Raw genomic sequence first — 22,522 nt, 5'->3', positions numbered from 1 at the left:
GCCCCGTTTCGGCCGGTCAACACGAGTAGATCGGTAAGTCCATGTTTGGTATCGGCAATCGAAGCCAGTCCGCTGCGGTTGTCAGACATGCCTCGTTGCTGGCGATTGCGGTGCTGCTCGCCTCCTGCAACATGGCAACGCTCAATTCCCAGGCCAGCGCGCCGGCCGATGTCGACGTCATCGACAAGGTGCGTTCGCTCGATATCCTGCCGCGCGACAACGCACCGGTCGCATCGATCCAGGGGCGCCCTGAGGTCGAGCGCGCGAACGCGCGGACCTATCAGGGGACCACGGTTCAGGAAGTCGCCGAGGTCAGGCCGCTTCCGGCGGCCGATGGCAAGGGCTATGACCTCAATTTCGAGAACACGCCGATCGCGGTGGTCGCGAAGGTCGTGATCGGCGACATCCTCGGCGCGGGCTACGCGATCGATCCCCGCGTGCAGGGCAGCGTCAGCCTGGTGTCGGCGCGGCCGGTGCCAAAATCGGACATCCTGTTCGTGTTGGAGAGCGCGCTGCGCCTGTCTGGCGTCGTACTGGTCCGCGAAGGCGGCGGCTACAAGCTGACCCCGCTCGGCGACGCCATCGGCGCCGGACGCGTCGACGGCGAGGCCGGCCGCGCCGAGCCCGGCTACGGCATCTCAGTCGTGCCGCTGCAATATGTCGGTGCGCAGACGATCCTCAAGCTGATGGACAGCTTCGCGACCCGCGCCGGCAGCGTGCGCGCCGACACCACCCGGAACCTGCTTCTGATCCAGGGCACCGGAGCCGAGCGACGCTCCGCGATCGAAACGGTGATGAGCTTCGACGTCGACTGGATGCGCGGTCAGTCCGTCGGCATCTTCCCGGTCAGCAATTCGGCGCCAGAGCCGTTGATAGCGGAGCTGGAGAAGATCATGGACTCCGGTGAGAACGGATTGAGCCAGAATCTCGTCAAGCTGCAGGTCGTCAATCGCCTGAACGCGATCATGGTCGTGACGCGCAAGCCGGCGCTGCTGCAGAGCGCGGCAACCTGGATCCGCCGGCTTGATCAGGCCGACTCCGGGCGCACCAGCGTCCACGTCTACCGGGTACGCTACGGCGACGCGCGCCAGCTCGCCAAGGTGCTCACCGACATGTTCGGCGGTGCCGGCTCGTCCTCCACCGACAGCGCCGACGGCCAGACCGCGCCAGGGTCCGACGGCACCACGACGTCCGTCGCGGACCGGCTGTCCTTCAACACCAATGCAGCCGGCTCACCAAGTTCGAGCGCCAATCCGACGAGCAGATCCCAAGGCAGTGGTCTCTCGGGCATGTCATCTTCGAGCACGACGTCCTCCAGCAGCACGACGTCCTCGACCGGGCTGGAGCCTCGCAGCAGTGGTGCTGGCGGAGGCCAAGCCATCATGCCGAATGTCCGGATCACCCCGGACACGGTGAACAACTCGCTGCTCATCTATGCCGACCGCGAGAACTACCGCATCATCTCCAGCACGCTGCAGCAGCTCGACCAGCCGGTGCTGCAGGTCGGCATCGACGCGACGATTGCCGAAGTGACGCTGACCAACGAGCTGTCCTACGGCGTGCAGGCCTATCTTTCGAGCAAGGTGCTCGGCCTCGGGACCGACAAGGGGTCGATCACCAATACGCAAGCCACGTCGGTGGCCACGGCCACGACATCCGCGGCGACGACGGCCTTGATCAACCGCGCTCTGCCTGGCTTCAACTTCCTGATCGGGCACGAAGCCTCGCCCAACATGATCCTCGACGCACTCCATACTGTCACCAGCGTCAAGGTGCTCTCCAATCCCTCGCTGGTCGTGATCAACAACCAGACCGCCACCCTGCAGGTCGGCGACGTCGTGCCGGTCTCGACCGGCAGCGCGACCGTGCTGTCGTCGAGCAATACTGTCGTCAACACCATCGACTATCGCAACACCGGCATCATCCTGCGCGTCGTGCCGCGCATCGCCGCCAACGGCAATGTGCGGCTCGAGGTCGAGCAGGAGATCAGCAACGTCGCGACCCAGACCGCCACGAGTCTCACGCCGACGGTGTCGCAGCGCAAGGTCAAGAGCGCGATCTCCGTCGCCAACGGCCAGACCGTGCTGCTGGCCGGCCTGATCAGCGAGCAGCAGAACGGCAATCGCAACGGCATTCCGGGCCTCGACGAGATCCCCGTGCTTGGCGACGCGTTCTCGCATCAGGGCAAGAAGGGCACGCGCACCGAGCTCATCATCTTCATCCGGCCGCAAATCATTCGCGACGGCAGCGATGCGCATCAGGTGGCCGAAGAACTCCGTTCCAAGCTCCGCGGATCGGTCGGAGCGAGCATCACGGATGATTTGCGTGTCCGCACCACCCGCTAACCCCAACCAAGTGATTCGGTCGACGATACGGCGCGTCGGCGTCGTCTGCACCGTAGCCAGCCTGCTGCTGGGTGCACTGGCCTCGCCGGTTCGCGCAGATTCGGTCAGCACCGCACGGATCGCCTATGCGCGCGGCGATTTCGTCCGCGCCGTCCGCGTGCTGACAGCGCCAGCGCTGCGCGGCGATCCGCGCGCCCAGGCGATGCTAGGCTTCATGTATGAAAACGGCTTCGGGACGCCGCAGGCCTATGATGTCGCCAGCGATCTCTATTGCCAGGCCGCGGCAGCCGGCAATCCGTTCGGCCAGGCGATGCTCGGCTTGATGTATGACAAGGGACATGGCGTTCCGCAGGACGTCGTGCTCGCCTACAAATGGCTGAACCTTGCTGCCGGACATGCCAAGTCGACCCAGCGAAGCTACTTCCTGCGGCTTCGCAACGCCGTCGCATCCAAAATGTCGGCCAGCCAGATCGCGCAAGGCCAAGCCCTCGCGCTGAGCTGGGTGCCCGGCCAGCTCTGACCAGTATCACCGGTCCATAGCTCGGCGAGAGCTGGCTCCCGATAGCAATGGAGTCAAGCTCCGGCGGCACACGCGCTGCCAAGCTGGCGCTGTGATGTGCGTGTCCAGTATCCGCACTACTCGGCGCATTTCACAAAACCGAAGCAAGACCGACACCACGTTGCAATTTGTTGCCGCGATAGATCGTCGCAGGCAAGCGTCCATCAGCATGCGCGCGCCACCACCCTCCTCCGTCTGGAGATCTCATGACCAGAACAGTCACACGATCCAAGGCGCTCGCCCTTGCGACCACCGCCGTATTCACCGCGACCAGCGTCGCGCCAGCCTTCGCCGGAGCGGCGACGAGCACACCGATCGAGCACGTCATCATCATCGTCGGCGAGAACCACACGTTCGACAATCTGTTCGGCACGTACAAGCCAATGCCGGGGCAGACGATCGACAATCTGCTCAGCAAGGGAATCGTCAACGAAGACGGCACGCCGGGCCGGCATTTCAAGAAGGCGGAGCAGCGGATCGGCCGCGACGAGGTTCGCTACACGGCCGAGACCGCGTCCACGGGCGCCTATGCGACGCTGCCGCAACCCTACACCACCTATGGAATCGGCCTGCCGCAGAACGTCCTCGACACCCGCTTCCCGGCCAATCTTCCCAATGGGCCGTACCAGATTTCGAAATATGTCTCATACGCCTCTTATACTGGAGATCCGGTACACCGCTTCTTCCAGATGTGGCAGGACATCGACGGCGGCAGGCACGACAAGTTCGTGTGGGTCGAGCAGACCATCGGCACCGGGTCGAACGGGCAGCCTTATCCGTCCGGCGGGTTCAACCCGATGGAAGGCGCCATCTCGATGGGCTTCTACAACATGAACCCGTTCACCGACGCCTCCGGCAAGGCCCAGCCGGGTGACGCGCCGTTCTTCAAGCAGCTCGCCGACGAGTACGCAATCAGCGACAACTATCACCAAGCGATCATGGGCGGCACCGGGGCCAACTTCCAGGCCCTCGTCACCGGCCACGCTGCGTTCTTCACCAATCCCGAGACGCTGAACGGCACCCCCGCCGTGCCCTACGCCAACCAGATCGAGAATCCCGATCCCGTCCCCGGCACCAACAACTACTACAAGCAGGACGGCTACAGCGGCGGATCCTACGTCAACTGCTCCGACCCAAGCGCGCCCGGCGTCGCCGCCGTCAACGAGCAGCTGTTCAAGAACGGCGTCACCAGCAACAACTGCGCGCCGAACCACTATTACCTCGTCAACAACTATAGCATGTTCTGGAACCAGACCAGCGCCAAGCCGAACGCGCTCGGCTCGGACAAGTTCGTGCTGCCGCCGCAGAGCGCGCCGACCATCGCCGACGTGATGACGGCGAAAGGCGTCTCTTGGAAGTACTACAGCGCCGACCGCGGTGACGACACCACCACCTTCGCCAGCAGCGTCGACGGCGTGCCGCTGCTGTTCCACTCCTATTGCGGCATCTGCGACCCGCTCACCGGCTTCAACAAGATCATGAAGACCCCGGCGGAGGAAGCCAAGCTGCAGAACTACGGCGCCTTCGTGAAGGACGTGCAGAACAACACGCTGCCGGCGGTGTCGTTCGTGCGTCCGTTCGAGGCGCTCGCCGGTCATCCCGCCGATTCGACCACGGATCTCTACGAGAAATTCCTCGAGGCGCTGATCAATCGGGTCAAGGCCAATCCTCAGCTCTGGGCCAAGACTGCGATCTTCATCACGACCGACGAAGGCGGCGGCTACTACGACTCCGGCTATGTCCAGCCGGTCGACTTTCTCGGCGACGGCACCCGGATCCCCTTCATCCTGGTCTCGCCGCTGGCCAAGAAGGGCCATGTCGACCACACCTATTACGATCACGTGTCGCTGCTGAAATTCATCGAGCGCAACTGGCGGCTGCCCACGATCTCCGCCGTCAGCCGCGACCGGCTGCCCAACCCGATCCATGACCGGGATGACCACCGCTATGTGCCGAAGAACCGTCCGGCGATCGGCGACCTGATGAACCTGTTCGCCTTCAGCGACGACGATGGTGACCACGATCATGACGGCGGCTGGCACCACCACGACCACGACGGACACTCCGGCGACGATCGCTGATCGACCGAGCGTCCACGGCTGACATCATTGCCGTGAAAAACAGCCCGCCGCAGACGATGCGGCGGGCCTTTTTGCGTCGCCAGCTGCGACAATCTCTCAGTGACGCACCGATCCGCAACATCGTGAATCCGTCAGCGGATTGTAAGCTGATCGTCACGCCCCCGTTATCGACCCTCCGCATCGTCCCGCCGCCGCTTGAGTGAAGCGGCGCGATACAACCGAGGTCTTGGGGGATCTTGCAGAATGTCACTTCGATCATCATTCAAATCTGCCTTTCACGAACTGCTCACATTGTCGGTCACGGTGTCGTTGCTCGCGTTCGCCGCTGCCGCGCCAAGCCTCGCGCACGACCACGGCTTCGACGACGATGACGACAGCTACGCCATCGGCCTTTGGGGCGACCTACCCTACTCCACCTTGCAGGCCACCGTCGGCGTCCCGAACCTGATCGCGGACATGAACGCCCACCGGCTGAAGTTCACGGCGCATGACGGCGACCTGAAGCAGGGCTCCAATTCCGCCTGCGATGCCGGCCTCTACGCCCAGGCGCTCGCCTTCTTCAACAGCCTGGAGGCACCGGCCATGTTCACGCCGGGCGACAACGACTGGGTCGATTGCGATCGCCCGTCGAACGGCGGCTTCAACTCGCGCGACCGGCTCGACTACGAGCGCAAGATATTCTTCTCGACACCGTTCTCGCTCGGCCAGCGCAAGCTGCGCCAGGAGGTGCAGACCGATCCGCTGTGCCTCAGCGCCAATGGCACCAGGGTCGGTTGCGTCGAGAATCGCCGCTGGACCCTCGGCCGCGTGACCTATGCGACGCTCAACATCCAGGGATCCTGCAACAATCTCTGCGACACCAACCCCGATCCGGACGAATACAATGCACGCAATACGGCCGTGATTCTGTGGATGCAGCAGACCTTCGCTGAAGCCAAGAGGCGCAATTCCGCTGCGGTGATGTTCATCACCCAGGGCAACCCGGGCTGGGACCAGGCCGACCCGACGCGTGCGCCGCTGCGCGATCCCAAGACGCTCGCCGAAACCGACGGGCAGCCCGATGGCTTCGTCAGCTTCCTGACTGCGCTGCGTACCGAGGTCGAGGCGTTCCGCAAGCCGGTCGCCTACGTCCACGGCGATTCCCACTACTTCCGGATCGACCAGCCGTTCCTCAACGCTGCCGGCCAGCGGCTTGAGAACTTCGTTCGCGTCGAAACGTTCGGCGACAATCAGGGCAATGGCAACAACGACGTGCGCTGGCTCAAGGTGACCGTCGATCCGCGCAGTCGCGACGTGTTCTCCTTCCAGCCCGTCACGGTGCCGGCGAACCGCACCGCCGTGCCGGCGCCGACCCGCAACTGAGCCTCATGATGACCGGGTCGTCCAGCCTGGCTGGGCGACCCTTGTCTTTCGCCGAGCAGCGCTGCAGTCGGACTCAACCGAGCGACCGCAGCCAGGCCAGCCGCGCGATCGCCTGCGACGCCAGCCGCTGCATGAGACCGAGCCGGTCCGATTCGGTCGCTCGCTCCCCATGCTCCAGATACGCGTCCGCCAGCGCTTCCGCCAGCACGGCTGCATCGGCTTGCGCGAGCCCAGCCGGCAGGCGCAACAGGCCCGCAACGTCCGATGCCATTGCCGCGGCTTCGCGCGCAAGCTCGCCCACGCGATCTGCCGGGCGGCCTGCGGCGCGCGCCGCCATCGCGTCGAGCAGCTCGGCGAGTCGACGCTCCAGCCGGCCGGCGTCGATCGTGCCGGCGTCCGACGCCACTGACGCCGCGCGCCTGGCGTCGGTCTCAAGATGATAGGCACGGCGCCGCTCCTTGCGCAGCGTCGCGACATGACCGAGCTCCTCCCGCGCCATGGCCTCGGACGCCCTCTTGACCTCGGGAACATCGTTAAATGCGGCGAGATAGGACCAGAACGCAAAGGCCCGTTCCTCGTTGCGCACCGCCATCGACAGCGCGCGGTAAGGAGTCATCAACCGCGAATCCTGAATTTCGCGCGCGGCGCCGGGCTCAAAGGTCTCCGGCGGCCGCCAGCGCACCAGCGACGCATCGGGGGCACGCCCCGTACGCGCTTGCGACCATTGCGCGACACTGTCGACATGCTCGCGCTCGGCCGCAGCCAGCCTCGCGAAGACGTCGGCCAGATCGAGCCGGCCTTGACGCTGCATCTCTCCGGACAGCTCGTCGTAGCGATCGGCCGCCTCCTGCTCCATCGCATTCGCGAGCGCGAACAGCTCGTCGATCGAATGCAGGTTCCCGGCCGGTTCCGACTTGAGCGAGAGCGTGCGTGACAACAACATATAATAGTCCGCCTGATTGTCCGGGCCTGTTTGATCCAGCGCAACGTCCGTCGGATTGCGACCCACTAGACAACCGGCACGATAAGGAGTCAATTTAGCCTGACTCTATTTCAGGGATTGTCAATGGCGACGATCCTTCCTTCCCGAAACAGTCCTGACTGGAATACGGCTCCTTCGTGGGCCGGCCGTTCCGCTTGAGGTGATCATGGTTGCGAGTGATGTCGCCACCAATCGGTGGCGCATGCCTGCTATCTTGGTAGCAATCCTCATCGGGCTCTGCGCCATCGCGGCCCCGCGCGCAGCACATGCGGCCGGCGATCTCGCAACCTACCTCTCGAAGATCACGCCGGGCGATCTCTTCCCCAATGCGGACCGTTTCGGCGTGCCGCAAGGCGAGCCGCCGATCATCCCGGTGTATCGCGGCGATCAGCTCAAGGGTTACGTCTATCTCAACTCCGATTTCGCCAATTCCGTCGGCTATTCGGGCAAGCCGATCCACATCCTCGTCGGCATCGATCCCAAGGGCGTCATCACCGGGCTGAAGCTGGTCGATCACAAGGAGCCGATCGTGCTGATCGGCATTCCCGAGCCACGCATCGTTGCCGCACTCAACGGCCTGCTCGGCAAGGACATGATGCCGATTGCGCAAGGCGCAGAACACGCGCCGCAGGCCGACATCGTCTCAGGTGCAACGGTCACCGTGCTGGTGATGCACGACAGCATCGTGCGCGCGGCCACGCGCCTGATCCGCAGCGGCCGCATCGGTGCCGGCGCTGCGGCGAGCGCCGCCGCGGCAAAGCCGGGCGTGACCAAGACGGTCGATCCCGACAAGAGCGAGATCCGCGACTGGAGCAGCCTGCTCGGCGACGGCTCGGTGCGGCGCCTGCACCTCAGCATCGGCGACGTCAACGATGCGTTCGCCAAGTCGGGCAATGCGGCGGCCGCGCAAAATCCGGAGCCCGGCGATGCCGGCGACACCTTCGTTGATCTGTATGTGGCCATGGTCAGCGTGCCCACCATCGGCCGCAGCCTGCTCGGCGACGAGGGCTATCAGCGACTCAAGCAGCGATTGCAGCCCGGACAGCAGGCGATCGTCGTCGCCGGCGACGGCATCTACTCGTTCAAGGGCTCCGCTTATGTCCGAGGCGGCATCTTCGACCGCATCGAGGTGCTGCAGGAGGGCGGAAGCACACGGTTCCGCGACAAGAACCACATGCGCCTCGGTGCGCTGGCCGCGGCCGGCGCCCCTGCCCTGCGCGAGATCGGACTGTTCGTCACGCCGCCCGAATTCACGCTCGACCCGACCGAGCCATGGCAGCTCCAGCTCCTGGTGCAACGAAGCACAGGCAGCCACGACAAGGCGTTCCTGACTTTCGATATCGACTACACGGTGCCCGACGCCTACTTGAAGCAGCAGACGCGCCCCGCTGTGCCGGCAGCGAAGGCGACGACCGCACGTCCCGCCCCGGCCACGGCGCAACCGGTCGCCGACGACACCGAAGAGCCGTTATGGATGCGCATCTGGCGCTCGCAGATGGTCGCCATCGGCATCACCGCGCTGGCGCTGGCCGTGCTCACGGGGATCTTCTTCTTCCAGAACGTTCTGGTGCGCCGTCCCCGGCTCTACACCTGGGTCCGCCGCGCCTATCTCCTGTTCGTGCTGGTCTGGCTCGGCTGGTACGCCAACGCCCAGCTCTCGGTCGTCAACGTCGTCACCTTCGTCAACGCGCTGCTGACCGGCTTCCATTGGGAGTTCTTCCTCGCGGCGCCCTTGATCTTCATCCTGTGGGCGGCAACGGCGGCTGGACTGCTGTTCTGGGGCCGCGGGCCGTTCTGCGGCTGGCTCTGTCCGTTCGGCGCGCTGCAGGAGCTCACCAACACAGTGGCAAAATGGCTCAAGGTGCCGCAGATCACGGTACCCTGGGGTCTGCATGAGCGTCTCTGGCCGATCAAATACATCATCTTCCTCGGCCTGTTCGGCCTGTCGCTTTATTCGGTCGCGCTCGCCGAACAGGTCGCGGAGGTCGAGCCGTTCAAGACCGCGATCATCCTGAAATTCTCGCGCAGCTGGCCGTTCGTGCTGTATGCCGCGGCGCTGCTCGGCATCGGCCTGTTCATCGAACGCTTCTTCTGCCGCTATCTCTGCCCGCTGGGCGCGGCACTGGCGATTCCCGGACGCATCCGCACCTTCGAATGGCTGCGTCGCTGGAAGGAGTGCGGCTCGCCCTGCCAGCGCTGCGCCAAGGAATGCCCGGTGCAGTCGATCCATCCCGAGGGACACATCAACGTCAATGAATGCATCTACTGCATGCATTGCCAGGAGCTCTACTACGACGATCAGCGCTGCCCGCACATGATCCAGGTCCGGCTCAAGCGCGAGAAATTCGAGGCGATGTCATCGCCGTCGATGCGCGCCGCGAAATCCGGTCCGAAGACCGTGATCACCCATGCCGGCCAGCCGATGGCGGCGACGGCCCCCTCCAACGATCTCACCCATCCATCATAAGGAGACGACGATGGCGCAAGACGACGACCAGACAAAAATCAGCCGCCGGCAGATCGTCGGCACCGCCGCACTGGGCGCGGCCGGCGTAGCCGGCAGCATTGGACTTGGCAAGAGCGTCGAGACCGCGCCGGCCGCCGCGCAACCACGTTCGGCCCAGGGCGCCGGCAAGGCGGAGGTCGCCCCCGGCGAGCTCGACGAATACTACGTGTTCTTCTCCAGCGGCCAGACCGGCGAGCTGCGGATCATCGGCATGCCGTCGATGCGCGAGCTGATGCGCATCCCCGTCTTCAACCGGTGCAGCGCCACCGGCTGGGGCCAGACCAACGAGAGCCGCAAGATCATGACCGAGGGGCTGCTGCCGGAGACGCGCGAGCGGCTCAAGGACAGGCTCGGCATCTGGATGAACGGCGACTGCCACCATCCGCACATGTCGTTCACCAATGGCACATATGACGGCCGCTACATCTTTATCAACGACAAGGCCAACACCCGCCTCGCGCGCATTCGCACCGACGTGATGAAATGCGACAAGATCATCGAGCTGCCGAACCAGTACACCATCCACGGCATGCGGCCGCAGAAGTTCCCGCGCACCGGCTACGTGTTCTGCAACGGCGAATATGAGGTGCCGCTACCGAATGACGGCAAGGTGCTCGACGACAAGTCTAAATACTGGTCGATGTTCTCGGCCGTCGACGGCGATACCATGAAGGTTGCCTGGCAGGTGATCGTCGACGGCAATCTCGACAACACCGATTGCGACTACCAGGGCAAATATGCCTTCTCCACCTGCTACAACTCGGAAAAGGGCGTTACCTTGGCCGAGATGACGGCAAGCGAGCAGGACTGGGTGACGATCTTCAACATCAAGCGCATAGAGGAAGCCGTCAAGAAGGGCGACTTCAAGGAGATGAACGGCGTTCCCGTCATCGACGGCCGCAAGGGCTCGCCCTACACGCGCTACGTTCCGGTCTCGAACAGCCCGCACGGCCTCAACACCGCCCCCGACGGCATCCATGTCGTCGCCAATGGCAAGCTGGCGCCGACGGTCACGGTGATCGACGTCCGCCTGATCGACAACCTGTTCGACGACAAGATCAAGCCGCGCGACGTCGTCGTGGCCGAGCCGGAGCTCGGCCTCGGGCCGCTGCACACCGCCTTCGACGGCCGGGGCAATGCCTACACTACGCTGTTCCTCGACAGCCAGGTCTGCAAATGGAGCATCGATCTCGCCAAACGAGCCTTCAAGGGCGAGAAGGTCAACCCCATCATCCAGAAGCTCGACGTCCACTATCAGCCGGGCCACAACCACGCCTCGATGGGCGAGACCAACGAAGCCGACGGCAAATGGCTGCTGTCCTTGAACAAGTTCTCCAAGGACCGCTTCCTGAATGTCGGGCCGCTGAAGCCGGAAAACGACCAGCTGATCGACATCACCGGCGACAAGATGGAGCTGGTGCACGACGGCCCGAGCTTCGCCGAGCCGCACGACGCCGTCATCGTGCACCGCTCCAAGCTCGAGGGCCGCGTGACCTCGATCTGGAAGCGCGACGACCCGTTCTTCGCCGACGCCCGCAAGCAGGCCGCAGCCGACGGCGTCACACTGGAGAGCGACGCCAAGGTGATCCGCGACGGCAACAAGGTGCGCGTCTATATGTGGTCCAGCGCGCCCGCCTATGCGCTCGAGAAGTTCGAGGTCAAGCAGGGTGACGAGGTGACCGTCTATGTCACCAACATCGACGACGTCGAGGATCTGGTGCACGGCTTCTGCATCGTGAACTACGGCGTCAACATGGAGATCGATCCGCAGCAGACCTCATCGGTGACGTTCATCGCCGACAAGCCCGGCGTGTACTGGTATTTCTGCACATGGTTCTGTCACGCCATGCACATGGAAATGCGCGGACGCATGCTGGTCTCGCCGCAGAACGCGTGAGCGATGCGGCGCATGCGCCATATCAAGACTCTGGGGCTGGCGGCGCTCGTCGTCGCCGGCCTGCCCTTCCGCGCAACAGCGGCGACACGACAGATCGCGGCCGATATTGCCGACTTGCAGGGCGTCCTCGATCGCGCCGCCGACGGCGATGAGATCGCGCTGGCCGCAGGCACCTATCGTGGGCCGCTGCGGATCACCCATCGCCTGACACTGACAGGCGCGCACGGCGCGGTGATCACCGGCGATGGGCATGGGAGCGTCATTACCGTCACGGCACCGGGTACCGTCATTCGAGGCTTCGTCCTCAAAGGATCCGGCCGCTCGCTCGAGAAGATGGATTCCGGCATCTTCGTCGACCAGGGCGCGCACGACACGCTGATCGAGAACAACCGGATCGAAGGCAATCTGTTCGGCGTCTATCTGCACGGATCAGCCAATGCCATGGTCCGCCACAACAGCATCATCGGCCTGCGCGCGACGCTGCCCGGCGGCACCGGCAATGGCGTTTCGGTCTGGAACGCGCCGGGCGCCAAGGTGATCGACAACGACATCCGCTATGGCCGCGATGGCGTGTTCGCCATTACCAGCCGCAACAACACGTTCAGCCACAACCGCTTCAGCGAGCTGCGCTTTGCCGTCCACTACATGTACGCCAATGACGGCGAGATCACCGGCAACGTCTCGGTCGGCAACATCATCGGCTATGCGATGATGTTCTCGAAGAACCTGGTCGTGAAGGACAACGTCTCAGACCACGACCGCGATCGCGGCATGCTGTTCAACGCGACCAACGGCTCGCAAATCTCCGGCAACAGCGTGATCGGCGGCTTGCAGCCGGCGGAGCGCTGGGCGACCGCCGAGAACCGCGGCACCGACGAAGGCGTGCCGCTGACCGACAAGAGCGTGTTCACGCCGAGCGGCGGCGTCCGTCCCGGCCCCGAGAAATGCGTGTTCATCTACAACACGAACAATAATCGTATCACCAATAACTGGTTCGAGGGCTGCGAGATCGGCGTGCACTTCACCGCCGGCTCCGAAGGCAACGACATCCGGGGCAATGCCTTCGTCAACAACGCCAGCCAGATCAAATATGTCGGCACCCGCCATCTCGACTGGTCGAAGAACGGCCGCGGCAATTACTGGAGCGACAATCCCGGCTTCGACCTCAACGGCGACGGCGTTGCCGACACCGCCTACCGGCCGAACGATCTGATCGACCGCGTGCTGTGGACGGCGCCGGCCGCCAAAGTCCTGATCAACAGCCCGGCCGTGCAGGTCATCCGCTGGGCGCAGGCGCAGTTTCCGGCGATCCTGCCCGGCGGGGTGGTCGATAGCCATCCGCTGATGTCGCCACCGCCGGCGCGCCGCACTGCCGCCGGGAGCAGCGCCCGATGAGCGCGACCGTCCATATCGCCGACGTGATCAAGCATTACGGCAAGGTCGAAGCCGTCAAGGGCGTGTCGTTCGATCTCGCGGCCGGAGAGATGGTGGCCCTGATCGGCCACAACGGAGCCGGCAAGACCACGCTGATGAAGATGATGCTCGGCCTGATCCGGCCGACCAAGGGCACGATCGCGCTGCTCGGCGAAAACCCGGCCGCCGGCGAGTTCTCCTCGCGGCGTCGGCTCGGCTATCTGCCGGAGAACGTCGCCTTCGATGCCGCGCTCACCGGCCGCGAGACGCAAACCTTCTACGCCCGCCTCAAACGCGAGCCGGTGAGCGGCGCACTGGCGCTGCTCGATGTCGTCGGGCTGGGCGACGCTGCCGGGCGCCGCGTCAATACCTACTCGAAGGGCATGCGCCAGCGGCTTGGCCTGGCGCAGGCGCTGATCGGCCGGCCACGCGTGTTGCTGCTGGACGAGCCGACCACCGGTCTCGATCCCGAGCTGCGCCAGACGTTCTACGAGGTGATCCAGAAGCTCGCCGCCGAGGGCACGACGGTGCTGCTGTCATCGCATGCGCTGACCGAGCTGGAGGAGAGGGCCGGCCGTGTCATCATCATGAACAAGGGCCTCAAGGTCGCCGACGGCACGCTCGACGAACTGCGCCGCCTCGCGCGACTGCCGACTCGGATCCGGGTCAAGGTCGCTGACCTGCCGCTATCCGGCCGGCCCTCGTGGCTGCCGGAGGCGACCTCCTATCGTCGGATCAACGGCCACATTGTCGAGATCGACGCGGCGCCGGACGAGAAGATCGCTCTGCTGCGCCGTGCGACGGCCGAGGGCGCCGCCGTGCAGGATCTCGAGCTCATCCCGCCCAGCCTCGACGAGCTCTACGCGCATTTCCTGCGCCACGCGGAGCGTTCGCAATGAATGCCGTGATCACCATCGCCGCGAAGGAAATCCAGCAGGCGATCCGCAACCGCTGGGTGCTGGCGTCGACCCTGCTGCTGGCAGGGCTCGCGCTGTCGCTGACCTTTCTCGGCAGCGCGCCGACCGGCACCGTGGGCGCGCGCGCGCTCGACGTCGTCATCGTCAGCCTGTCGAGCCTGACCATCTTCCTGATCCCGCTGATCGCGCTTCTGATCTCGCACGACGCCATCGTTGGAGACATGGAGCGCGGCACCATGCTGCTGCTGCTGAGCTATCCGGTGGCGCGCTGGCAGGTGCTGCTCGGCAAGTTCCTCGGTCATCTCGCGGTGCTCGCCTTCGCGACCTGCCTCGGCTATGGCGCCGCTGCGGTGGCGCTGCTGATCGCCGGCAGCCACTTCGACAGCGACGGGCTCACGGCCTTCGCCGCGATGATCGGCTCCTCCGTTCTGCTTGGCGCGGTGTTCGTCGCGATCGGCTATCTGGTCAGCGCAGTCGTGCGCGACCGCGGCACCGCAGCGGGTGTCTGCATTGGCCTGTGGCTCGCGCTCGTCCTGATCTACGACATGGCGCTGCTCGGCCTTCTGGTCATCGACCAGGGCCGCAACGTCTCCGGCGGCCTGCTCAGCGCGCTGCTGCTGCTCAACCCGACCGACGCCTACCGGCTGCTCAACCTGACCGGCTTCGCCAATGTCAGCCTGTTCTCCGGCATGGCCGGGCTCGCCGGCAGCAGTACGCTGTCGGTTGGGGTGCTGCTCACCGCGTTGGTGCTGTGGACGTTGGTGCCGCTCGCAGGCGCCGCGCTGGCCTTCTCCCGGAGAGAGCTATGAAACGCCTCGCTTACGCCGGCGCGCTCATCGTCGCCTTTGCGCTCGCCGCCTGCAACGACAAGCAGGCCGCCGCGCCGCCGCCGCCGGTCAAGCTGACGGCGGAGGCGATCGGGCATTATTGCGGAATGAACCTGCTCGAGCATTCCGGCCCCAAGGGACAGATCTTCGCCGCCAGCCTGATCGAGCCGGTGTGGTTCTCCTCCGTGCGCGACGCCATCGCCTTCACGATGCTGCCCGACGAGCCCAAGGACATCCAGGCGATCTACGTTTCCGACATGGGCAAAGCCGCGAGCTGGGACAATCCGGGCGCCGACAATTGGGTCGAGGCGCGCAAGGCGGTGTTCGTGATCGGCAGCCGGGTCAGGAGCGGCATGGGCAGCGACGAGGCGGTGCCGTTCTCGGATCGGACCACGGCCGAGCGGTTCGCTGCCGAGCACGGCGGCCGCATCGTCGGCTTCACCGAGGTGCCGCGCGACTATGTGCTGAGCTCGCCCGACGACAACGCCGGCACGATCGAGCCGGGCCACAAGGACACGCCTGAGGTGCAACGATGACAAATCAGCTCTCGCGCCGGCGCTTCATCCGCATCAGCGCCGCATTGGCGGGCCTCGCGGTCGCTCCTTCCAGGGCGCACGCGGCCGACGGCACAAGCGGAACGGTCGAATGGCGCGGCACGCTGCTCGGCGCCGTCGCAACGATCAAGCTTCATCACCACGACCGGCGCGAAGCCGAGCGGCTGATCACGGCGTCGATCGGCGAAGCCCGGCGGCTCGAGCGCCTGTTCAGCCTGTATCTGGAGCAATCGGCGCTGGTGACGCTGAACCGCACCGGCGTGCTGGTGGACCCCGCGCCCGAGCTGGTCGATATCCTCACACGCTCGCAGCGCTACGCCGCGATGACCGACGGCCGCTTCGACCCGACGGTGCAACCGCTGTGGACGCTCTATGCCGATCATTTTTCGCGCCCGGATGCCAATCCCGACGGGCCGCGGCAAGCGGCCGTGCAAGAGGCGCTGGCGCGGGTCGGCCATCAGCGGCTGAGCGTCAGCCGCGATCGCATCGTCATGCCGCGCGGCATGGCGCTCACCCTTAACGGCATCGCACAGGGCTATGTCACGGACCGGATCGTCGAGCTCCTGCGCAGCGAGGGCGTGCAGCACAGCCTGGTCGACATGGGGGAAGCCCGCGCCATCGGCGCACGGCCGGACGCTCAGCCCTGGGAGATCGCAATCGCCGATCCGGACATTCCCGACCGGACCGCTGCACTGCTTCCGATCATCGATCGCGCCGTATCGACATCGGGCGCCTATGGCTTCCGCTTCGATCCGCGAGGCCGCTTCAATCATCTGTTCGATCCGCACGACGGCGGCTGTGCGCAGCGCTATCGCAGCGTGACCACGGTCGCCGGCAATGCAACGGCGGCAGACGCGCTCTCGACCGCCTTTAGCCTGATGTCGGAGCCTGAGATTCGCGCCCTGCTGCCCCGCACCGAGATCGAACGTGTCCACCTGATCGACGCGACCGGAGCGACAGTCGAGCTTGTCGGTTGAATTCGCGGTCGAATCGGTCGAGAGCGCGGCTAGAGGACGACGGTCGCCGGTCGAAGGCTGCACCGCTTGCTGCTAGGACCTGATGCGCGCCGCGCGGCTGCCTCGTCAAAATCGCGCGGCCATCTCGACGAGCCGCCTGTGCGCCCGCTCACGCGCCACGCCGGTGTGCGCCGCCGGCCCGCTGGTCGGCCCGATCGCCACGAAGTGCAGGTCGCGAAGGCCCATGAAGCGCAGCGCCTCGCGCAGATAGGGCGTCGCGAGGTCGGTACGCCCCCGGCTGATGCCGGTGGTGAAGTCGCCGCCGCTGGCGAGGATCACCAGCGTCGGACGATCCTTCAGAAGCGGCAGGTAGCCACGCGACGGATCGAAGCGAAAGGTGAGGCCCGGCTGATTGATGATGTCGAGCCAGTGCTTGAGTTTGTAGGGAATGCCGAAATTCCACATCGGCGTCGAGATCACGACGCGCTCGGCCAGATCGAGCCGCACCGCCATGCGTTCGGCCGCCGCGAACGCCTCGCGCTGGCCGTCGGTGAAGGCGCGGCCGCCCATGCGGGCATACTTCGCCTGCAAAATCTCACCGTCGAACTCCGGCAGATTCTCGCGCCACAGATTCATCTCGTCGACGTCCCATCCCGGCCGCGCCTGCCTGAAGCGGTCCAGGAAGGCGCGCGCGCCGGCGCTGGATTCCGAATCCGCCCGCGGCGAGGCGACGAGATGCAGCAGCTTTGGCATGCCTCACCCAAGTGCCCTGATCACCGCGTCGGCCGTGGTCACGACAGCAACATTCTGCATGGCGAAGTTGATCGACGCATTGTGCCAGTCCGCGTTCATGGTCGAGCAGCAATCCTCCGGCACCACCATGAAGTAGCCCTTGTCCGCCCCGGTCCGCGCGGTGTGCTCGACCGACATGTTGGTCCAGGCGCCGGTGTTGATGATGACGTCGCGCCCGGTGGCCTTGAGAATGGTCTCGAGCCGCGTGCCCTCCCAGGCGCTCATCCGCATCTTCTCGACGACGAAGTCCCCGCTCCGCGGCTCCAGCCCCGCGACCGGCGCGGCCCCCCAGCTGCCGCGCACCATCGCCCTGCTGTCGACCAAACCCTCGAACAACGGCGCGTTCAGGGTCACGCCGGGGGCGCCGGGCTCGACCACGAACCAGACGTGAATGATGACGACGCCGCGCGCGCGGGCGGCCTCAGCGAGCCGCCGGACATTGTCGATAACACGCTGCTGCCTGGCGTGCCCCGGCGCTCCGGACTCGGCAAAGGCGCCGCCGTCCATGATGACGTCGTTCTGCAGGTCCTGGATGATCATGGCGCAGCGGCGCGGGTCGAGCTGCATGTCGCCAGCAGCGAGCTGCGGGGCCGAAGACGCGGTGGCCGGCGCGGCGTTGCTGCCAGTCCGCCCGCTCATATACGTCTCGTGGCGCGGACCGATCTTGGTTGCGATCGCGTAGACCGAATGCGTCGCGGTCAGATAGAGCGTGCGGAAATCAGCCCCGCCCCAGGCGAGGTTGGCGACGAGCTCCGGCACGCGGACCTTGCCGAGCAGCTCGCCGCCGGGCGCGTAGACCCAGACGCCGCCGGGAGCGGTGACCCAGACATTGCCGCGCTGATCGCATTTCATACCGTCGGGCACGCCGGGCTCGAGCTCGGAACGGATGCCGCTTGCAAAGATGCGTCCGTTCGACAGCGCACCATCGCCGCCGACGTCGAACACGCGGATCACCGCCTGCACCGTGTCGTTGACGTAAAGCAGTTTCTCGTCCGGCGAAAAGCACAGCCCGTTGGGCTGGTCGAACAGATGGCGGTCAACGAGCAGCCGCGGTGGCCCGCCGCCCGGCGCCACCCGGTACACGCCCTGGAAGCCGAGCTGGCGCGGCCGTTCCACGCCATAGACCGGCATGCGGCCATACCACGGATCGGAGAAGTAGATCGCCCCGCTCGAGTGGACGCACACGTCGTTGGGGCTGTTGAGTTCCTGGTTCTCGAAATGCGACGCCAGGATCTCGCGGCGGCCGTCGGGACGCTCGCGCACCAGCGACGACGTCGCGTGTTCGCAGACGATCAGGTTGAGCTCGGCATCATAGGTCATGCCGTTGCACTTGTTCGAGGGCCGCCGCATCTCGACCACGCCGCGCTTCGCATCCCAGCGGCGGCGGACATCAGCCGGCATGTCGGAGAACAGCAGGAACTGCTCGACGGGATGCCAGATCGGCCCCTCCGTGAACTCGAAGCCGGTCGCCACCTGCGCCACCGGCGCGTAGGGGTCGACCAGGGTCTCGAACTCAGGGCGCAAGGTCACGTGTGTCATCGTTGTGCCTCGTGCGGATCACGCCGGGAACCAGTGCCGCTGCGGCAGCGACTGCACGATCGGGCCCGGCACCTGGTCGTGCAGCCGCCCCGTTACGACGCCGCCTTCGATCTTGGCGGGACGATCATGCACCGGCAGCAGATAGCGCGAGCTCGACAACAGCTTCTTGATCGCCGCCTTCTCGGCACGCTTGGTGGTGCCGTGATTGCCGGTGGTGCGCGGCTCGCCATCCTGGATCTCGTTGAACGGCGTCACGATCTGGTCGTTGAAATCGTAGATGACGTCGCCGCAGATGGTGGCGATGCCGTCGGCGGTGTGGACGTGGATGTTCATCGAGCCCTCGGTATGGGCGTTCGCAGCATCGCAATAGACGCCCGGCATCAGCTCGACCGGCCCGGTGAGCTCGAGGTCGAGGAAGCGCAGCGCGCTCTTGGTGTGCAGCCGGTCGATGAGATGCTTGATGTCCGGCGCCGGATATTGCGGATGCATCAGGCCGGAGACGGAGTATTCGAGCTCGCGGCGGTTGAGCACGACCGTCGTGTTCATCGGGAACAGGTCGTCCTTGCCGGCATGATCGATGTGCAGATGGGTGTGGCAGACATAGCGGACGTCGCCCATGCGGACGCCGTGGCGCGCCAATTGGTTCTCGATCATGTTCTCATGGTACTGCAGCCCGCGCATGCCCAGCGTCTCCATGATCTGGTTGGAGCGGTAGCCGGTATCGACCACGACCGGATACGGGCCGCCCAGGATCAGGAAGCCGAGCGTCAGCACCCGGCGGGTGCGGCCGCAATCACGACCGAGCACGAGGAAGCTCGATTCGAGCTCGATGTCACCATAGTCGAGAATCTTGATTTCCAGCGCCATGAGCGTTCCCTGTTGCTTTTGTTGTCGTTGCAGGCGGTATCATCCCAGCCGATAGACGCGCTGCGCCGTCCCTCCCATGACCTGCGCGCGTGCATGCTCGTCGAGGTCTTGGATGGCAGCCTCATAGGCTCCCACCAGTGCGCGATAGTCGGTCCAGAGCTTCTCGATCGGAAAATTCGAACCGAACAGGCAGCGCTCGGGCCCGAACATTCCGATCGTCTCCCGCACCACCTCGACAACATGCGCCGGATCGTTGCGGCGAATGAAGGTGCCGAGGCCCGAGAGCTTGCTGACGACGTTGCTGCAGTTCGCCAGCCGCTGCATTCCGGCTCGCCATTGATCGCGACCATGTGCGGACAGGTCCTCCGGCATGCCGGCGTGCTGAAGGATGAAAGTCACGGACGGACAGCTCTCGGCAAGCGCCGCGGCGCCAGCCATCTGCGGCGCGAAAACCTGCAGGTCGAAGGACCAGCCGTAGTCGGCGAGCCGCGCGATGTTGGAGCGGATATGGTTATCGCTGCAAAGGTCTGGTGACGAAGCGAAACGATAGAGCGGGTTCTCATGCCAGTGGAGCTGCATCCGGACCCCGCGCAGCAGCGGGTAGCGCGCCAACCGGTCGAACTGCGGCCGCGCATCGTCGACGCTCAGATCGGCATAGGCGACGATCGCATGCGGAAAGCCATGCTGCTCAGAAGTTCGCTGCACCCAGGCGGCCTCGTCCTCGAAGCCGTCCTTCGCCCAGTTGGTCTGCACATAGACCGACTTCCTGACGCCGCTGCCGGCGATGTCGTCGAGATATTCCCCGATCGCGTAGTCGCGCCGGATCGGCTCGTAGGGGCCAAAAATCCGCGGCTGCATCGGCCCGACCAGCCAGGGCAGATCGGCCTGCCGCCAGATGTGATGATGTGCATCGACGTATCCGGTCATGCCGCCCTCCTCTGTGCCAGCGACAGCACATGCGCGACGATGGCCTCGTCCGACCCGCCGGCTGCGATGTCGTCGACGAATGGCGCGATCGCCTGCAGCGCCTCGGTTTGAGGCTTGAATCCGGGCCCCGTCGCGAGCGGCGTCAGCCAGCTCAGGCGCCAGGCGCGCAGCGACAGCTTCCACACTGCGTCACGGAGCACGTGATGGTCACCACGCTCGAGCCCATCCGAGATGACCAGCACGGCGGCGCCCCGCGCGTAGGTCGAGAACCGCGGCACCGCGAGGAAGGCCTGCAGCGCCTCGCCGATACGCGTGCCGCCGTCCCAGTCGCTGACGAGATGAGAGGCAGCGAGCAGCGCCTGCTCGCGCCGCTTGAGCCGCAAGGGCCGCGTCACGCGTGTCAGCCGTGTCCCAAGCGTGAACACCTCGGCCTGGGGTACGGCCTGCACCATCACGTGGGCGAGCCGCATGTTGTCCTCGGTCCGCGCCTTCATCGAGCCGGAGACGTCGATCAGCAGCAGCAATCGTCGCAATCGAGGTCGTCGCTTCAGCCGCCGCAGCGACAGCACCTCACCGTCGCGCCTTACGCTCTCACGCAGGGTCCGTCGCAGGTCGACGAAACTGCCGCGCCGCACGCGCATGCGCCGATGGCCGCGCCGCTTCGGCAGCTTGGCACGCGCCTGGCGCGCGAGACGCTGCAGGACGTTGCCGCCTGTGGTCGCAGCCAAGCGGCGCGCGACCAGCGCCTCGGCACGCGTGGCCGCCAGACCGGACTCGTTCTGCTCCTCGGCGATATCGGGATCGACAGCGCCGCTCCCTTCCTCCTGGAGACGCACGACATCATCCTGCCTGTCGCTCTCGCCGAAGGCCGTCGCCTCGGCAACGCCGAAATGGATGTCGAACAGCAGATTGTAGGTCGCAAGCCGCTCGGGCGGCGGCGCCAGGGTCGCCGTCCCGGCCCGCCGGATATCGTCGAGGCTGGTCGGCCCCAGCAGTTCGATCGCAGCGAGAAAGGCGGTGGTCTGCTCGGGTGCGATCGCGAAGCCGTTTCGCCGCAACAGCGCAGCGAATGAGACAAAAATCTCGGTGGCCCGTGGCAGCCGGAGCTCGCTCATGTCATCGCCTCCGCGAGCAGCGCGTCGAGCCGCGGCGCGATGAAGGACAGATCCTCCTCGTCCTTCAGCGCCACGCCGATCGATCGCCTGAACGCATCCGGCCAGCGCGCGCCGGTCTGGTTGAGCAAGGTCGCGGCCTCGGCCCAGTCGACGGCCTCGGCGATCCCCGGCGCCTTGCTCAGCGGCTCGCGCCTGAGCTTCGCCACTGCAGCCACCACGGCCCGCGCGGTCGCCTCGGCCACACTGGAGGCGCGCATCATCACGATCCGCGCCTCGCGCTCCGCATCGGGATAGTCGATCCAATGATAGACACAGCGGCGGCGCAGCGCTTCGTGCAGGTCACGGGTCCGATTCGATGTCAGCACCACGATCGGCCGCTCCGCGGCACGGATTGTGCCGCGCTCTGGAATCGAGATCTGGAAGTCGGAGAGGAATTCGAGCAAGAAGGCCTCGAACTCCTGGTCGGCGCGATCGATCTCATCGATCAGCAGCACCGTCGAGTCGGGCGCACGCAGGCAGGCCAGCATCGGCCGCTCGATCAGGAACGTCTCACCATAGATGTCGATGCTCTCCTCGCCGGCCTGGCGGATCGCGAGCATCTGGCGCGGATAGTTCCACTCGTAGAGCGCCGCCGCGGCGTCGATGCCTTCGTAGCATTGCAGCCGGATCAGCTTGCGGCCGAGCACTGCAGCGATCGCCTTCGCCGCCTCGGTTTTTCCGACGCCGGGTGCGCCTTCCAAGAGCAGCGGCTTGCCCAGCGCGAGGGCGAGATAGGCCGCGGTCGAGAGCCCGTCATCGGCGAGATAGTAGGCCGCCCGCAGTGCCTTTTCCAGCGCCTGCGGCGAGTCGATGCCGACGATGTTGCTGCGGACCACCATGCTGC

At 65.6% G+C, this 22,522-nt stretch carries 18 protein-coding genes; 11 read left to right on the top strand and 7 right to left on the bottom strand.

Going from position 1 to position 22,522, the window contains the following annotated elements:
* The first annotated feature begins 41 nt into the window (after positions 1–41).
* From gspD to ACQR1D_RS18095, 4 genes are all read left to right on the top strand, one after another.
* On the top strand, positions 42–2,345 hold the full coding sequence (gene gspD, locus ACQR1D_RS18110) for a type II secretion system secretin GspD (protein ID WP_434838945.1): 2,304 nt from the start codon (positions 42–44) through the stop codon (positions 2,343–2,345).
* Entirely contained in the window at positions 2,317–2,865 is a 549-nt protein-coding gene (locus tag ACQR1D_RS18105) for a tetratricopeptide repeat protein (RefSeq protein ID WP_434838944.1), read from the top strand. The genes gspD and ACQR1D_RS18105 overlap by 29 nt, the downstream gene beginning before the upstream one ends.
* Positions 2,866–3,110: 245 nt before the next feature.
* Complete coding sequence (locus tag ACQR1D_RS18100; protein WP_316237898.1) at positions 3,111–4,985, top strand: alkaline phosphatase family protein; 1,875 nt, start codon at positions 3,111–3,113, stop codon at positions 4,983–4,985.
* A 243-nt stretch (positions 4,986–5,228) separates the two neighbouring features.
* Positions 5,229–6,347, top strand: a complete 1,119-nt coding sequence (locus ACQR1D_RS18095; RefSeq protein WP_434838943.1) for a hypothetical protein — start codon at positions 5,229–5,231, stop codon at positions 6,345–6,347.
* Positions 6,348–6,420: 73 nt separating this feature from the next.
* Here the strand turns inward: ACQR1D_RS18095 and ACQR1D_RS18090 are convergent, their stop codons facing one another.
* Positions 6,421–7,290 (bottom strand): ferritin-like domain-containing protein, encoded by an 870-nt coding sequence (locus ACQR1D_RS18090; protein ID WP_316180736.1) that lies wholly within the window; start codon positions 7,288–7,290, stop codon positions 6,421–6,423.
* 205 nt (positions 7,291–7,495) lie between these two features.
* Here ACQR1D_RS18090 and ACQR1D_RS18085 point away from each other — a divergent pair, with 205 nt between their 5' ends.
* From ACQR1D_RS18085 to ACQR1D_RS18055, 7 genes are read left to right on the top strand one after another with little or no spacing between them, the layout of a single operon-like run.
* Positions 7,496–9,796 carry a 4Fe-4S binding protein gene (locus ACQR1D_RS18085; RefSeq protein ID WP_410051956.1) on the top strand — a complete coding sequence of 767 codons (2,301 nt, stop codon included), beginning with the start codon at positions 7,496–7,498 and terminating at the stop codon, positions 9,794–9,796.
* 10 nt (positions 9,797–9,806) lie between these two features.
* Entirely contained in the window at positions 9,807–11,732 is a 1,926-nt protein-coding gene (gene nosZ, locus ACQR1D_RS18080; protein WP_316180588.1) for a TAT-dependent nitrous-oxide reductase, read from the top strand.
* A gap of 3 nt (positions 11,733–11,735) precedes the next feature.
* Positions 11,736–13,127 (top strand): nitrous oxide reductase family maturation protein NosD, encoded by a 1,392-nt coding sequence (locus tag ACQR1D_RS18075; protein ID WP_316180586.1) that lies wholly within the window; start codon positions 11,736–11,738, stop codon positions 13,125–13,127.
* A complete protein-coding gene (locus ACQR1D_RS18070) occupies positions 13,124–14,044 on the top strand; it encodes an ABC transporter ATP-binding protein (RefSeq protein WP_316180584.1) in 921 nt (306 codons plus the stop codon). Before ACQR1D_RS18075 ends, ACQR1D_RS18070 begins: the two co-directional genes overlap by 4 nt.
* On the top strand, positions 14,041–14,871 hold the full coding sequence (locus ACQR1D_RS18065; RefSeq protein ID WP_434893934.1) for an ABC transporter permease: 831 nt from the start codon (positions 14,041–14,043) through the stop codon (positions 14,869–14,871). Before ACQR1D_RS18070 ends, ACQR1D_RS18065 begins: the two co-directional genes overlap by 4 nt.
* Positions 14,868–15,425 carry a nitrous oxide reductase accessory protein NosL gene (locus ACQR1D_RS18060; protein ID WP_434893933.1) on the top strand — a complete coding sequence of 186 codons (558 nt, stop codon included), beginning with the start codon at positions 14,868–14,870 and terminating at the stop codon, positions 15,423–15,425. The genes ACQR1D_RS18065 and ACQR1D_RS18060 overlap by 4 nt, the downstream gene beginning before the upstream one ends.
* Entirely contained in the window at positions 15,422–16,420 is a 999-nt protein-coding gene (locus tag ACQR1D_RS18055; RefSeq protein ID WP_434893932.1) for an FAD:protein FMN transferase, read from the top strand. The genes ACQR1D_RS18060 and ACQR1D_RS18055 overlap by 4 nt, the downstream gene beginning before the upstream one ends.
* A 105-nt stretch (positions 16,421–16,525) precedes the next feature.
* Here ACQR1D_RS18055 and ACQR1D_RS18050 read toward each other — a convergent pair whose 3' ends face one another.
* From ACQR1D_RS18050 to ACQR1D_RS18025, 6 genes are read right to left on the bottom strand one after another with little or no spacing between them, the layout of a single operon-like run.
* Entirely contained in the window at positions 16,526–17,152 is a 627-nt protein-coding gene (locus ACQR1D_RS18050; protein WP_434893931.1) for an FMN-dependent NADH-azoreductase, read from the bottom strand.
* Between the two features lie 3 nt (positions 17,153–17,155).
* Positions 17,156–18,730, bottom strand: coding sequence for an isochorismatase family protein (locus ACQR1D_RS18045; RefSeq protein WP_316237903.1), 1,575 nt, complete (start codon positions 18,728–18,730; stop codon positions 17,156–17,158).
* 18 nt (positions 18,731–18,748) lie between these two features.
* Positions 18,749–19,597: an MBL fold metallo-hydrolase gene (locus tag ACQR1D_RS18040; protein ID WP_315802962.1), complete on the bottom strand. Its 849-nt coding sequence runs from the start codon at positions 19,595–19,597 to the stop codon at positions 18,749–18,751.
* 39 nt (positions 19,598–19,636) lie between these two features.
* Positions 19,637–20,524 (bottom strand): amidohydrolase family protein, encoded by an 888-nt coding sequence (locus ACQR1D_RS18035; protein ID WP_434887624.1) that lies wholly within the window; start codon positions 20,522–20,524, stop codon positions 19,637–19,639.
* The gene (locus ACQR1D_RS18030) at positions 20,521–21,639 is read right to left on the bottom strand and encodes a VWA domain-containing protein (protein ID WP_434838938.1); all 1,119 of its coding nucleotides are present in this window, start codon (positions 21,637–21,639) and stop codon (positions 20,521–20,523) included. The genes ACQR1D_RS18035 and ACQR1D_RS18030 overlap by 4 nt, the downstream gene beginning before the upstream one ends.
* On the bottom strand, positions 21,636–22,517 hold the full coding sequence (locus tag ACQR1D_RS18025; RefSeq protein ID WP_434838937.1) for an AAA family ATPase: 882 nt from the start codon (positions 22,515–22,517) through the stop codon (positions 21,636–21,638). The genes ACQR1D_RS18030 and ACQR1D_RS18025 overlap by 4 nt, the downstream gene beginning before the upstream one ends.
* Between the last annotated feature and the right edge of the window lie 5 nt (positions 22,518–22,522).

The sequence above is a fragment of the Bradyrhizobium sp. HKCCYLRH2047 genome, assembly GCF_051168175.1.
In the GTDB taxonomy this organism is placed as follows: domain Bacteria; phylum Pseudomonadota; class Alphaproteobacteria; order Rhizobiales; family Xanthobacteraceae; genus Bradyrhizobium.
This window is presented reverse-complemented; position numbering and strand designations above follow the sequence as displayed.

Coding starts and splice junctions, on each gene's coding strand:
- gspD (WP_434838945.1), top strand. CDS start 42: ATGTTTGGTATCGGCAATCGAAGCCAGTCCGCTGCGGTTGTCAGACAT.
- ACQR1D_RS18105 (WP_434838944.1), top strand. CDS start 2,317: ATGATTTGCGTGTCCGCACCACCCGCTAACCCCAACCAAGTGATTCGG.
- ACQR1D_RS18100 (WP_316237898.1), top strand. CDS start 3,111: ATGACCAGAACAGTCACACGATCCAAGGCGCTCGCCCTTGCGACCACC.
- ACQR1D_RS18095 (WP_434838943.1), top strand. CDS start 5,229: ATGTCACTTCGATCATCATTCAAATCTGCCTTTCACGAACTGCTCACA.
- ACQR1D_RS18090 (WP_316180736.1), bottom strand. CDS start 7,290: ATGTTGTTGTCACGCACGCTCTCGCTCAAGTCGGAACCGGCCGGGAAC.
- ACQR1D_RS18085 (WP_410051956.1), top strand. CDS start 7,496: ATGGTTGCGAGTGATGTCGCCACCAATCGGTGGCGCATGCCTGCTATC.
- nosZ (WP_316180588.1), top strand. CDS start 9,807: ATGGCGCAAGACGACGACCAGACAAAAATCAGCCGCCGGCAGATCGTC.
- ACQR1D_RS18075 (WP_316180586.1), top strand. CDS start 11,736: ATGCGGCGCATGCGCCATATCAAGACTCTGGGGCTGGCGGCGCTCGTC.
- ACQR1D_RS18070 (WP_316180584.1), top strand. CDS start 13,124: ATGAGCGCGACCGTCCATATCGCCGACGTGATCAAGCATTACGGCAAG.
- ACQR1D_RS18065 (WP_434893934.1), top strand. CDS start 14,041: ATGAATGCCGTGATCACCATCGCCGCGAAGGAAATCCAGCAGGCGATC.
- ACQR1D_RS18060 (WP_434893933.1), top strand. CDS start 14,868: ATGAAACGCCTCGCTTACGCCGGCGCGCTCATCGTCGCCTTTGCGCTC.
- ACQR1D_RS18055 (WP_434893932.1), top strand. CDS start 15,422: ATGACAAATCAGCTCTCGCGCCGGCGCTTCATCCGCATCAGCGCCGCA.
- ACQR1D_RS18050 (WP_434893931.1), bottom strand. CDS start 17,152: ATGCCAAAGCTGCTGCATCTCGTCGCCTCGCCGCGGGCGGATTCGGAA.
- ACQR1D_RS18045 (WP_316237903.1), bottom strand. CDS start 18,730: ATGACACACGTGACCTTGCGCCCTGAGTTCGAGACCCTGGTCGACCCC.
- ACQR1D_RS18040 (WP_315802962.1), bottom strand. CDS start 19,597: ATGGCGCTGGAAATCAAGATTCTCGACTATGGTGACATCGAGCTCGAA.
- ACQR1D_RS18035 (WP_434887624.1), bottom strand. CDS start 20,524: ATGACCGGATACGTCGATGCACATCATCACATCTGGCGGCAGGCCGAT.
- ACQR1D_RS18030 (WP_434838938.1), bottom strand. CDS start 21,639: ATGAGCGAGCTCCGGCTGCCACGGGCCACCGAGATTTTTGTCTCATTC.
- ACQR1D_RS18025 (WP_434838937.1), bottom strand. CDS start 22,517: ATGGTGGTCCGCAGCAACATCGTCGGCATCGACTCGCCGCAGGCGCTG.